11 protein-coding genes and 1 pseudogene are annotated in these 12447 nt (G+C 72.8%); 6 read left to right on the top strand and 6 right to left on the bottom strand.

Annotated features, from left to right (window positions below):
* Positions 1 to 21 precede the first annotated feature (21 nt).
* A complete protein-coding gene (locus tag AB0A61_RS13990) occupies positions 22 to 1779 on the bottom strand; it encodes an ABC transporter ATP-binding protein (protein WP_361291155.1) in 1758 nt (585 codons plus the stop codon).
* 1013 nt (positions 1780 to 2792) lie between these two features.
* Between AB0A61_RS13990 and AB0A61_RS13985 the strand changes: the two genes are divergently transcribed.
* From AB0A61_RS13985 to AB0A61_RS13975, 3 genes are all read left to right on the top strand, one after another.
* Positions 2793 to 3878, top strand: a complete 1086-nt coding sequence (locus AB0A61_RS13985; protein ID WP_361291152.1) for an S-(hydroxymethyl)mycothiol dehydrogenase — start codon at positions 2793 to 2795, stop codon at positions 3876 to 3878.
* On the top strand, positions 3878 to 4507 hold the full coding sequence (locus AB0A61_RS13980; protein ID WP_361291149.1) for an MBL fold metallo-hydrolase: 630 nt from the start codon (positions 3878 to 3880) through the stop codon (positions 4505 to 4507). The genes AB0A61_RS13985 and AB0A61_RS13980 overlap by 1 nt, the downstream gene beginning before the upstream one ends.
* A gap of 135 nt (positions 4508 to 4642) precedes the next feature.
* On the top strand, positions 4643 to 5017 hold the full coding sequence (locus AB0A61_RS13975; protein ID WP_361291146.1) for a DUF4180 domain-containing protein: 375 nt from the start codon (positions 4643 to 4645) through the stop codon (positions 5015 to 5017).
* A 41-nt stretch (positions 5018 to 5058) separates the two neighbouring features.
* On the opposite strand, the gene AB0A61_RS13970 is transcribed toward AB0A61_RS13975, so the two are convergent.
* Positions 5059 to 5595: a hypothetical protein gene (locus tag AB0A61_RS13970; RefSeq protein ID WP_361291143.1), complete on the bottom strand. Its 537-nt coding sequence runs from the start codon at positions 5593 to 5595 to the stop codon at positions 5059 to 5061.
* Between the two features lie 402 nt (positions 5596 to 5997).
* On the opposite strand from AB0A61_RS13970, the gene AB0A61_RS13965 reads away from it, so the two are divergent.
* Both AB0A61_RS13965 and AB0A61_RS13960 read left to right on the top strand, forming a co-directional pair.
* Positions 5998 to 6693 (top strand): L,D-transpeptidase family protein, encoded by a 696-nt coding sequence (locus tag AB0A61_RS13965; protein WP_361291546.1) that lies wholly within the window; start codon positions 5998 to 6000, stop codon positions 6691 to 6693.
* Positions 6694 to 6822: 129 nt separating this feature from the next.
* Positions 6823 to 7008 (top strand): hypothetical protein, encoded by a 186-nt coding sequence (locus AB0A61_RS13960; protein ID WP_361291140.1) that lies wholly within the window; start codon positions 6823 to 6825, stop codon positions 7006 to 7008.
* Positions 7009 to 7138: 130 nt separating this feature from the next.
* Here AB0A61_RS13960 and AB0A61_RS13955 read toward each other — a convergent pair whose 3' ends face one another.
* Positions 7139 to 8521: a S1 family peptidase gene (locus AB0A61_RS13955; protein ID WP_361291137.1), complete on the bottom strand. Its 1383-nt coding sequence runs from the start codon at positions 8519 to 8521 to the stop codon at positions 7139 to 7141.
* Positions 8522 to 8652: 131 nt separating this feature from the next.
* Positions 8653 to 9696 carry a hypothetical protein gene (locus AB0A61_RS13950; protein ID WP_361291134.1) on the bottom strand — a complete coding sequence of 348 codons (1044 nt, stop codon included), beginning with the start codon at positions 9694 to 9696 and terminating at the stop codon, positions 8653 to 8655.
* A 24-nt stretch (positions 9697 to 9720) separates the two neighbouring features.
* On the opposite strand from AB0A61_RS13950, the pseudogene AB0A61_RS13945 reads away from it, so the two are divergent.
* Positions 9721 to 10883, top strand: a pseudogene (locus tag AB0A61_RS13945) (aminotransferase class I/II-fold pyridoxal phosphate-dependent enzyme); the annotation flags it as partial.
* 314 nt (positions 10884 to 11197) lie between these two features.
* On the opposite strand, the gene AB0A61_RS13940 reads toward AB0A61_RS13945, so the two are convergent.
* Together AB0A61_RS13940 and AB0A61_RS13935 are read right to left on the bottom strand one after the other, a co-directional pair.
* Positions 11198 to 11518 (bottom strand): SHOCT domain-containing protein, encoded by a 321-nt coding sequence (locus AB0A61_RS13940; RefSeq protein WP_361291131.1) that lies wholly within the window; start codon positions 11516 to 11518, stop codon positions 11198 to 11200.
* Positions 11519 to 11589: 71 nt separating this feature from the next.
* Positions 11590 to 12048, bottom strand: a complete 459-nt coding sequence (locus AB0A61_RS13935) for a DUF6325 family protein (protein ID WP_361291128.1) — start codon at positions 12046 to 12048, stop codon at positions 11590 to 11592.
* Between the last annotated feature and the right edge of the window lie 399 nt (positions 12049 to 12447).

Genomic DNA, 12447 nt, shown 5'->3' with positions numbered 1-12447 from the left:
TCGGCAAGCGCAGCCCGGGCGTCAGTCCGCCGTCGCCAGGAACTGTGTCGCGGCCAGCTCCGCGTACAGCGGGTCGGCGGCCACCAGGTCGCGGTGAGTGCCCACCGCGCGGACGCGGCCCGCGTCCATGACCACGATCCGGTCGGCCATGGTCACCGTCGACAGCCGGTGCGCCACCACGAGGACGGTCGTCGCACGGGCCACGTCGGCCACGGTGTCGCGCAGCGCCGCCTCGTTCACCGCGTCCAGCTGCGAGGTCGCCTCGTCCAGGAGCAGCAGCCGCGGGCGGCGCAGCAGGGCGCGGGCGATCGCGACCCGCTGGCGCTCCCCGCCCGACAGCTTGGTCCCCCGGTGCCCGACGAGCGTGTCCAGGCCGCTCGGCAGCCGCGCCACCAGACCGTCCAGGCGCGTCGTCTTCAGCAACCGTTCCAGGGCGCCCTCGTCCGCATCCGGGTTGCCCAGCAGCAGGTTGTCCCGCAGCGAGCCCGACAGGACCGGCGCGTCCTGCTCCACGTAACCGATGGCGGAGCGCAGTTGGGGCAGGTCCCAGTCGGCCAGGCTCCGGCCGTCGAGGGTGATCGCTCCGGACTCGGGCTCGTAGAACCGTTCGATCAGCGAGAAGACCGTGGTCTTGCCCGCCCCGGACGGTCCGACGAACGCCGTCATGCCCTGGGCGGGCACCGAGAAGGTCACACCGTGGTGGACGTACGGCAGGTCGACGGCGTAACGGAAGCGGACGTCCACGAAGGCGAGCGCGGCCGGCCGGGCGCCGGGGGAGGGCAACGGCGCGGGCCGGCACGGGGGTTCGGCGGGCAGCCGCAGCGCCTCCTGGATGCGCGCCAGCGCCGCGGCGCCCGTCTGGTACTGCGTGACGGCGCCGACCACCTGCTGGATCGGCGACATCAGATAGAACACGTACAGCAGGAACGCCACCAGGGTGCCCACGCCGATGGCTCCGGTCGCCACCCGCGCCCCGCCCACCGCGAGCACCGTGATGAACGCGATCTGCATCGCCAGACCGGCCGTGTTGCCCGCCGCCGCCGACCACTTGGCGGCGCGCACGCTCTGCCGCCACGACTCCTCGGCCGCCGCGTGCAGCGTGTGCTCCTCGCGGTGCTCGGCGCCGGACGCCTTCACGGTGCGCAGGGCGCCCAGCACCCGCTCCAGCGAGGCGCCCATGACGCCCACCGCGTTCTGCGCCTGCCGGCTCGCCCGGTTGATGCGCGGCACGATCACCCCGAGCACCGTGCCCGCGAGCAGGATCACCGCCAGGGTGACCCCCAGCAGCACCACGTCGACCAGGCCCATCATCACCACCGTCGCGACCAGCGTGAGCCCGCCGGTACCGAGTCCGACCAGCGACTCCGTGGTGACCTCCCGCAACAGCGTGGTGTCCGAGGTGATCCGGGCCATCAGGTCGCCCGGCTCGCTGCGGTCGACCGCCGGTATGCGCAGCCGCAGCAGATACGACGACAGGGCGCGCCGGGCGCCGAGCACCACCGACTCGGCGGTGCGGCGCAACACGTACGAACCCAGCGCACCGATCGCCGCGTTGGCGACGACCAGGGCCGACATCGCCACCAGCGCACCCGTGACGGCGCGGTCGTGCGCGAGGTCGTCGACCAGTCCCCGCGCCACCAGCGGCAGCAGCAACCCGGTGGCCCCGGTGACCAGCGAGAGCAGCGCCCCCGCCAACAGGGCCCAGCGGTGGGGCCGTACGTAGTCCAGGAGCAGCCGCCAGGCGGGCGGATCGCTCGTCTCGCTGTCTGCGCCGCTCACAACGCTCCCTGTCCGGAGTGGGTCGGAGCAATCAGGCTACGTCGCCCACCGGGTGGCGGCGCCAGTGGTTTCAGGCGCTGCGGGCGGCGCCGAGGACCCGTCAGGAAGCGTGCGCAGCGGCGGCACGGGCGGTACCTCGGTGGCGTCGCCGATGTGCAGACGGTCGTGGTGTCTGGTATGTCCGTTCTCCTCGGTGGAAGCCGGGGTGATCAGCGGCGGGCGGCGAGGGCCCGCATCCGGGTGCGACGCCCTTCGCACCGGAACGCCGCACTCGATCACCACCTGGCTGCCACACGGCACGGGCATGACGTCGTAGGTCGGTCTTCACCCGGTCCTTCCGGCGCCGGCGGGCGAGACCCGGCCGCGTGCCGAGCCGAGCCCGGCTCCGGACCCGGCCCCGAGCCCCAGCCCGGCTCCGAGCCCGAGCCCGAGCCCCAGCCCGAGCCCGGCCCCGGGCCCCGGGCCCCGGCCCCGGCCCCGAGCCCCAGCTCGGCTCCGAGCCCGAGCCCCAGCCCGAGCCCGGCCCCGGGCCCCGGGCCCCGACCCCGGCCCCGAGCCCCAGCTCGGCTCCGAGCCCGAGTCCCAGCCCGGCCCCGAGTCCCAGCCCGGCTCCGAGCCCCAGCCCGGCTCCGAGCCCGAGTCCCAGCCCGGCCCCGAGCCCCAGCCCGGCTCCGAGCCCGAGCCCGAGCCCGGCCTCGGCCCCGGCCCCGGCCCCGGCCCCGAGCTCGTGCCCCGGACGCGGCCCCGAGCCCGAGCCCCAGCCCGAGCCCGTGCCCGAGCCCGTGCCCGAGCCCGGGTCCGGGGGCACGGCGCCCTGACGGGTGCCCTCGCCGTCGCCGGGCTGCATGGCGAGGACCGGCCCGCGCCACCGCGCGTGCTCACCCGTACGGCGGAAGCCGCGCCGCCCGGGCCCGACCGGAGTGGCAAGTGACCTGCCCGGATGCGTGCCGTCACCGATCATTGACGCGTAGGGTCGAGGGGACGGACAACGGCCGATGGAAGGGGCCACCACCATGGCGCAGGAAGTTCGCGGCGTGATCGCGCCCGGAAAGAACGAACCCGTGCGGGTCGAGACGATCGTCGTGCCGGACCCGGGCCCGGGCGAGGCCGTCGTGCGCGTCCAGGCCTGCGGCGTCTGCCACACCGATCTGCACTACAAGCAGGGCGGCATCACCGACGACTTCCCCTTCCTGCTCGGCCACGAGGCCTCCGGCGTGGTGGAGTCGGTCGGCGAGGGCGTCACCGACGTCGCACCCGGCGACTTCGTGATCCTCAACTGGCGTGCGGTGTGCGGCAAGTGCCGGGCCTGCCGCCGTGGCCGGCCCTGGTACTGCTTCGACACGCACAACGCCGCGCAGAAGATGACCCTCACCGACGGCACCGAACTCGCCCCGGCCCTCGGTATCGGCGCCTTCGCCGAGAAGACGCTGGTCGCGGCCGGCCAGTGCACCAAGGTCGACCCCGCCGTGTCCCCGGCGGTCGCCGGGCTGCTGGGCTGCGGGGTGATGGCGGGCATCGGCGCCGCCATCAACACGGGCAACGTCGGGCGCGGCGACTCGGTCGCCGTCATCGGCTGCGGCGGTGTCGGCGACGCGGCCGTCGCCGGGTCCTTCCTGGCGGGCGCCGGGAAGATCATCGCCGTGGACATCGACGACCGGAAGCTCGAGACCGCCCGCACGATGGGAGCCACGCACACCGTCAACTCCCGCGAGACCGACCCGGTCGAGGCGATCCGTGAGCTGACCGGGGGCTTCGGCGCCGACGTCGTCATCGAGGCCGTCGGTCGCCCCGAGACCTATCGGCAGGCCTTCTACGCCCGCGACCTGGCCGGCACGGTCGTCCTGGTCGGCGTGCCCACCCCGGAGATGAAGCTGGAACTGCCCCTGCTGGACGTCTTCGGGCGCGGCGGAGCCCTCAAGTCCTCCTGGTACGGCGACTGCCTGCCCTCCCGGGACTTCCCGATGCTCGTCGACCTGCACCTGCAAGGACGGCTGCCGCTGGAGAAGTTCGTGACGGAGACCATCCAGCTCGACGAGGTGGAGAAGGCGTTCGACCGGATGCACCAGGGCGACGTGCTGCGCTCGGTGGTGGTGCTGTGATGACCGCGCGCATCGAACGCCTCGTCACCTCCGGCCGGTTCACGCTCGACGGCGGCACCTGGGACGTCGAGAACAACGTGTGGATCGTCGGCGACGACCACGAGGCGGTCGTCATCGACGCCGCGCACGACGCCGCCGCCATCGCCGCCGCGGTCGGCGACCGCCGGCTGACCGCCATCGTGTGCACCCATGCGCACAACGACCACGTGAACGCCGCACCGGCCCTCGCCGACCTCACCGGCGCGAGGATCTGGCTGCACCCCGACGACCTGCCGCTGTGGAAGCTGACCCACCCGGACCGGGAGCCCGACGCCCATCTGGCCGACGGTCAGGTGATCGAGGCGGTGGGCGCCGACCTGACGGTCCTGCACACCCCCGGGCACGCGCCGGGCGCGGTCTGCCTGTACGACCCGGGGCTCGCCACCGTCTTCACCGGCGACACCCTCTTCAAGGGCGGCCCGGGCGCCACCGGCCGCTCCTACTCCCACTTCCCGACGATCATCGCCTCGATCCGCGACCGTCTCCTCACCCTGCCCTCCGAGACGAAGGTCCTCACCGGCCACGGCGACGCCACCACGATCGGAGCGGAGGGCCCGCACCTGGAGGAGTGGATCGCCCGCGGCCACTGACGGGAGCGGCCACGCGACCTTGAACAGGCCGGCCACAGCGAAGGACCGGACTCCGCGGGTGTGACGGCCGGAGCCGGGCCGCACGGGACGAAAAGCGTTCGCGGGGCCCGGCGTTGGTCATTACGCTCACCGGCCATGGCCTCGGACGAACTCGTGAACCTGCACGGCGTGCGCGTCCTGCGCTGCGCTCCCGGCGGACCGCCGCTCGACGGCGAGAGCGCGGCGCTGGATCTCATCGGCGACGCGATGGGACGGGACGCGGAACTGGTCGCGGTGCCCGTGGAGCGGGTCTGTGAGGAGTTCTTCCGGCTGAGGTCGGGCGTCGCGGGCGCGATCGTGCAGAAGTTCGTGAACTACCGCCTGCGCCTGGTCGTCATGGGTGACATCTCGCGCCACGTGGAGAGCAGTGCGGCGCTGCGCGACTTCGTGTACGAGTCGAACGGCGGCCATCAGCTGTGGTTCCTGGCGGACGCCGACGCCCTCGACGCCAGACTGACCCCGACCGGCTGATCCGCCGTCGGCACCGCCGGCCGACCGGTCCGGCGGGCCGCTCAGCCCTGTGCCACCGGCGGCAGCGGCCAGCGCGCGGCATGGCCCGGCGGCAGCGCCAGATCCGCCCGTACGGCCGTGTAGTAGCCCTCGCGCGCGGCGCGCTGACGTTCCAGCAGGCCCTGCCAGGCCTCCGGTTCGCGCCGACCGTCCCGCAGGAACCGCTCCATCTCCATCACCAGTACCACCCACGTCCGGGCCTTTTCCACCACGTCGGGACTGCCCAGCATGATCAGGGCCTCCCCCGACGGATCCCGGGCGGCGGTCGCCTCGGCCAGCAACGGTTCCGCCTCCGGCAGGGGCAAGGGGTGCGGATGCGGGTCGTTGCCGAGGTGGGCGGCCACCCGGTAGGTCAGGGTGACCGACTTCTTCAGCGACCGCGCGTAGTCGGCGTACACCGCGAGCCGTCGCTCCTCCCAGCGTGCCGCCTGCTCCCGGCGGAACCGGTCCCGGTCGCTCCGCACGACCGCCAGGTACGAGCCGAGGGCACCGATCACGACCCCGACCAGCGCGGGCAGCTGTTGTATGAACGAGGACATGTACGCACGCTATCGGTCGGCACGTCCGGGAGGGGCTCGCGGTCGGGGCCTTGCCGAGCCGGACGACCGGCCGCTCGGACAGGCCGCTCACCTCCCGTGCGGCGAGGTCACGGGCGGACTGCAGGAGTTGCGGAAGCCGGTCCGGATCGTCGGCGAGTGCGGGGTGCACGGTCGGCAGTGTAGGCCGCGGCCCTTGCCGGACACCGGGTCCAATTCGAAGGAACTGGCATCGGAGCGCCGGGTCCGGCGGGGCGGTGCCGACTTGCCGATTGTCACCGTTTCGTATCGGCGTGACCGGCTTTACAACCGACGTCCCCGGGCAAAGGTCTAGCTCTCCGAGAGCGCAGGGACCGCATCGAGGGGGAAAGAGCCGTAATGGGGAACATAGGCAGACTGGGCAGCCTGGGCAGCCTGGGCGGACGAGGGGCCGTAGCCCTGGGGGTCACGGGACTCGTGGCGCCGCTCACGCTGGCACTCGGCGCCGCTCCGGCGCAGGCCGCGAGCTGCACGACGCAGTCCGGGCCGTACCAGAAGCAGGTGGAGAAGTTCCTCGGCCGCCCGGTCGACGGCCGGCAGTCGCCGGCCGACTGCAAGGCCATCCAGGCCTTCCAGAACAGGCACGGCATCACGCCTGCCATCGGCTACGCGGGTTCGGTCACCTGGGGCGTGATGGACCTGATGGACAAGCAGAAGGCCGTCGGGAACAACCCGAACAGGGACGGCCGGTGCCCCGTCAACAAGGGCCGCATCGCCTGTGTCAACCTCACGCTCCAGCTCAGCTGGATCCAGGACGGCAGCCGTCTGGTCTACGGGCCCGTCCCCGTGCGTACCGGTCGCGACGGATACGAGACCCGTACCGGCCTGAAGAAGATCTACTGGCGGGACAAGAACCACGTCTCGAACATCTACGACGTGCCGATGCCCTACAGCCAGTTCTTCGACGGCGGCCAGGCCTTCCACGCGGTCGGCCTGAGCATGTGGAACCCGCCGGGCTCGCACGGCTGTGTGAACATGACCACGACCGTCGCGCAGAAGTACTGGTCGCTGCTGAAGACCGGCGACGACGTGTTCGTCTACGGCCGCAAGCCGGGCACCTGAGGTACCCACCCGGCGCTCGGCCGCGGTGAACTCCCTCGTCGCCCTGCCTAATTGACGTGATGAGCAACACGGTCCGAAATGTCCCGTATCGATCGTTCTTACTCACAACGTCTTCACGTCGGGCGGCATATGCTTCACAGCATGTCCACCACTGTTGAAGCCGCCTCCGAGCGATCGGCCGCGGAGGTCAACGAGGAGATCCGGGCCCTGTGGCTCCGGTCGGGCGGGACACTGACCACCGAGCAGCGCGAGGAGTACCAGCGCCTCGTGATGGAGTGGGCCGCGGCCGCTCCGCAGCAGGTCAGGGCGGCCTGAGCCACCGCCGGGCAGCGCACCACCGATCCGGGGCACCCCTGGGCGAACGGGGTGCCCCTCTCACCTTGATCACTCTCCCGCCGACGTCTCCCGGGCCCACCGCTCAGCCCCGGGTGGCGGAGCCCACCCCTCAGCCCCAGGTGGCGGAGTAGTACTCGCGGTAGGCCTTGCGGTCCTGTTCCGAGCGGATCCACCGGGTCGCGACCAGCGCGATGAGACTGCCCGCGATCACCAGCAGACCGGGACCGACGTTCCTCGGGTCGGCGAGCCGGGCCAGCAGCGTCGACGCCTGGGTGCCACTCGTCACGGGCGCCGACGACCCGGGGGAGACGGCGCCGGGCGCCATGGCGCTGTGGGGAGCCGAGGACGACGGGGCCCCAGACGGTGCCGCACCCTGGCCGGCGCCCTGCTGCGCCGACACGAGCAGCTTCACCCCCAGCGCGGACAGTGCCTTGGTCGCCGGCTGGAAGAACGTCGTACCGCCCGTGGTGCAGTCGCCGCTGCCTCCCGAAGTCACCCCGAGGGCGATCCCCTCGGAGAACAGCGGGCCGCCGCTGTCACCCGGTTCGGCGCACACCGTGGTCTGGATCAGTCCGGTGACGGTGCCCTCGGGATAGTTGACCGTGGCGTTCAGCCCGGTCACCTGGCCGTCGTGCAGGCCGCTGGTGCTGCCGCTGCGGAACACCCGCTGTCCCACGGCCGCATCGCCCACTCCGGTGATCCGCACGCCCTTGCCGCCCCCGATCGCCACCACGTCGGCGCCCTGGCCGGCGTGACCGGAGGCGTACTGCACCAGCGAGAAGTCATTGCCCGGGAAGGCACTGCTGACCGTCTTGCCCAGCTGCTGGTTGCCCTGGTTGTCCGCGAACCAGATGGAACCGGCGGGCCCGCAGTGGCCGGCGGTGAGAATGAAGTCGCTCTGCCCGTTGGTCACGTTGAAGCCCGCCGAGCACCGTCCGCCGGTCGACAGGATCGGCTGCGCCCCGTTGAGACGTGTGGTGAACGTGCCCCTGGTCCGCTGCATACGGACGAAACCGCCGATGCCGTCGGCGACCTTGGTCATCCGGGACCAGTCGGCGGCGGAGACGGTGCTGTCGGCCTCGACGACGACCTGGTTGGTCCGGTAGTCCATCGCCCAGGCCGTGCCCGCCACCCGCGGCGCGCCGCGCAGGGTCGCCGTCGCCGACTTCAGCTCGTTCATGCTGTGCCGCACGACCTTCGCCTCGGCGCCCGCGCGCCGCACCTCGGCCGCCGTCTCCTCGTCGGTCACCGCGACGACCGTACGCCCGTCGCCGCCGATCCAGCTGCCCGCCGTACGCGCCGTACCGAGCCGGGACACCAGGTCGGCGCCGGTGGCGGTGGCCGACGGCGGCGCACTGAGCGGCACCGCGCTCCTGCCGGGAGTCTCGTCGGCCATCGCCGCCTGCGTGACCATCGCTCCTCCCAGAAGGAGTCCCGCGACAGCGGTCAGCCGTGTCACCCGCCGGACGACCCGTCGTCGTGCGTGCCTCATGCATGGCTCCCGAACACCGAACTCACGGTTTCAACACCGCGAGGCACTCCGGTCGTTGAGCGCCCTATCTCCATACGTGGCGCGGCCCGGCCATGTTCAGCGCACGGGTGGTCTTCCGGCGCGGCGCCCGGTCAGCAGCCGATCCGAGCCGCGCGGCCGGCCTGCTTCCCCCGGCCCTCGCGATCCGCCGACGGACCGAGACGACCCCAGCTCGGTGCGTCGCCCCACACGGACATCGCGCCGACGTAGGGCCGCAGCAGGGCGGTGAGGGGCGGGTCGCCGCGCCGGTTCAGCTCGTCGGAGGCGATCTTGCGCGCGATACCGGCGAGGAAGTCGGCGAGCTGCACCCGCGAGTCCTGGCGCGAGTCGACGAGGTCCAGCCCGGCCAGCCCGATTCCGTCCCGTCCGGCCGTCTGCACGAGCCAGGCGATACGTCCCGGGGTGAGCATGTTCTGCTGGTCGTGCACGAGCCGTACGGTGCCCCCGTCGGCACTCCAGTGGGCGGCCGTACGCAGAATCGCCGGCACCAGCGGATTGAGCACCGGAATCAGGCCACCACCGGCCAGTTTCCTGGCCCGGAGGGCATCGGCGCGCTCACGGGCCCCGGCCAGCCGTTCCAGGACTCCCGTGACCTCCGCGGGAGCGGGCAGCTCCCGCAGGGCCCGGACCGTGCGCAGGAAGTCGTCCACCGGCGCGGCGGGGCCGCCGCTGTTCCTGGCCCGCAGCAACTGGTTGGCCGCTTCCAGGAATTGCCGCCACCGCTGCGTGCCGAAGACCTCGGGCCCGGCGCCGAACAGGACGCGAGCCTCGGCGCAGTCGCCGAGCAGCATGTCCAGGGCCCGGTCCACCACGAGGAACGCCTTCTCGGTGAGGTCCACATGGGCGTGCCCGTACAGCGGACCGGCGGGGCAGAGCACCCACTCCAGCACCGCCCGGTGCTTCTCGCGCAGCAGATGCGTGGCCTTGTACTCCTCCGCGGGCGAGCGGATCCGGTCCCGTATCTCCCGCACGCACTGCGCGGCGCACTTCCCGGACAGCCGCACACTGGCATGGGCGAAGACGTCCGTGTTGCCGCTGGTGAGGTTCTCGCTGTCCGACCCCGACTCGTCGCAGGCGACCTCGACCGGACCTGCCCGCGTCGTCCGCCGTGCCCCGTCCTCGTCGTTCCCGGTCACGCCCGAGCCCCCTATCTTGTGCTCATGAACAGGATCCCGCACGAACCGTTCGGTGAACCGAATCCGCTGCGCGTCCTGGACCTCGACGCCCTCCGGCGCCGCACCAGCCAGAAGTGGCGAGCGCATCCCGGCGACGTGCTGCCGTTGTGGGTGGCCGAAATGGACGTACCGATCGCCGAACACCCGTCGTCCGGGCGGTGACGGACGCGCTGGCGCTGGGTGACACCGGGTACCCGGCGGGCACCGCCTACGCCGAGGCCCTGGCCGGCTTCGCCGCGAAGCGGTGGGGATGGGACGGGCTCGCCGTGCAGCGCACCGCGATCGTGCCCGACGTGATGACGGGCGCCGTCGAAATGATCAAACTGGTGACCGGGCCCGGGGACCCCGTCGTCGTCAATCCGCCCGTGTATCCGCCGTTCTTCCAGTTCGTCGAACACATGGACAGGCGCATCGTCGAAGCCCCGCTCGGCACCGACCGGCGCCTCGACCTCGACGCACTGGAGGAGGCGTTCCAACGCGCCGTCGCGGGCGGCCGACGGGCCGTCCACCTGCTGTGCAGCCCGCAGAACCCGACCGGCACCGTGCACACCGCCGACGAACTGGCCGCCGTCGCAGCCCTGGCCGACCGCTACGGCGTCCGAGTCGTGGCCGACGAGATCCACGCGCCGCTCACGGCCTGCGGCGAGCGCTTCGTGCCGTATCTCGGCGTGCCGGGCGCGGAGAACGGGCTGTCGCTGATGTCGGCGACCAAGGGATGGCACCTGGCCGGTCTCAAAGCCGCGCTCGCCCTCGCGGGACCCGCGGCCGCCGCCGACCTCGCCCGGCTGCCCGAGGAGGTCGCCGACGGCCCCAGCCACCTCGGCGTCATCGCCCACACCGCCGCACTCCGCGACGGCATCCCCTGGCTGGACGCGCTGCTGGCCGGCCTCGACGACAACCGCCGCCTGCTCGCAGGCCTGCTGGCCGAACACCTGCCGGCGATCTCGTACCACCCCGGCCGGGCGACCTACCTCGCCTGGCTGGACTGCCGCGCCCTCGGCCTGGGCGACGACCCGGCCCGGACCTTCCTCGACCGCGGCCGGGTCGCGCTCAGCTCGGGCATCCCCTTCGGCACGGGGGGCGCCGGACACGCACGCCTGAACCTGGCCACGTCGCCGGAGCTGGTGACCGAGGCGGTCCGGCGGATGACGGTCGCGGTGGCGGATGCGGCGGCGTCGAGCGGAGGTGTGGACGGTCGCCGAGGTGTCGGCGGTCGCAGTGGCACGGGCGGAGGTGGCCGAGGCCGTGCGCCGAGGCAGTGACGGCGTCGGCAACGGTGACGTGGGCGGGGGCGGGGCCGTGACGGCGACGGCAACGGTGACGTGGGCGGGGCCGTGACGGCGACGGCAACGGTGACGTGGGCGGGGGCGGGGCCGTGACGGCGACGGCAACGGTGACGTGGGCGGGCCCGTGACGGCGACGTGGGCGTGTCCGGCCGCAAGCAGGGTCCCTCGTGGGAACGTCAGGCGAGGATCCGGCGCTTCTGGGCCTCGAACTCCTCGTCCGTCAGCACTCCCTGTGCCTTCAGCTCGCCCAGCTGCTTGAGCTGGTCGATCTTGCTGCTCATGTCGTCGGCGGTCGTGGTCTGGGCGCTGGGGGCCGGTGTGGGTGGCGGCGGCGGTGCGCTGGGAGCGGGCGCCGCCTGCTGCTGGTACGCCTGTTGCCGCTCGTAGTCCTGCTGGGCCCATCGCCCCGCCTGGCGCCGCGACACGCGGTTGGACACCGCGGTGGCGGTTCCCGCGACGACGGCGGTGCGCGCGACACCGCGAAGAAGTCCGGGCATGTTCCCTCATCTCCCTGTCGAGTGCAGACGGCCGGCGACCGGTGCGGTCACGGCCGGCAGGGTCCGGCGATTCAGGCGGCCGCCGGGCCGCCGGAGGGTGCCGTCCCCTCCACGGCGTCCAGCGAGGCCAGTAGGTCCTGAACCGGGATCCGCCCGCTCGCGACCAGTTGGGCCCCACTGCGTCGCAGCGCGGCCGCCAGGGGCGCGGCCCACAGGTTCTCGTACACCAGGACCGCGGCGGAGTTGCCGGGCTCGAGCGCCACACCGGCCTCGTCGATGTCGCCTTGGTCCAGCAACCCGGACGACGCACCCTCGAAGACCGACACGTCGATCTCGTCCCCGAGGTCCTGCATTTCCAGCGCGGTGACCGACCCGTCCGTGTCCTTGCGGACGAAGACCAGGTCGAGGATCCGGACGATGCCGCGCTCGACGAGGTCGATGAGCAGGGGGAACGCCTCGCCCGTCATGCGGTTGCCGGGAAACTCGATGACCAGGTAGTCGACAGGGCCCATTTCTTCGACATCGTTCATGGCCCCTCCTCAAGGGCGGGATGGGCGTCGGGGCCGGTGGCCCGACCGCTTGGTCCCCGGGGGCTGCATCGCGGCGCGGTCCGCGGGGGCAGGCGGTCCTCGTTCATTGCAACACGCGGCGGGAGTCCTGGCACGTTCGGCCGGTCCGGTGCCACCGGCCCGGCGGCCGTACGACGTGTGCCGTGTGCCGTGCGAGCCTGCGGGGCGCGTGCTGGAATGGGCCGGGGGCCGCGCCGCGGACCGGCCGGACGAGACAGCGAGGAGTGCACCATGCTTCCCGGCCCCGAGCCAGGTCCCGGTTCCGGCCCCGAGCCAGGTCCCGGTTCCGGCCCCGAGCCAGGTCCCGGTTCCGGCCCCGAGCCAGGTCCCGGTTCCGGCCCCGAGCCAGGTCCCGGTTCC

The sequence above is a fragment of the Streptomyces sp. NPDC046197 genome (genome assembly GCF_040646295.1).
Taxonomy (GTDB): domain Bacteria; phylum Actinomycetota; class Actinomycetes; order Streptomycetales; family Streptomycetaceae; genus Streptomyces.
Note: the sequence above shows the minus strand (reverse complement) of the source record. Positions and strands in the feature narration are given on the sequence as shown.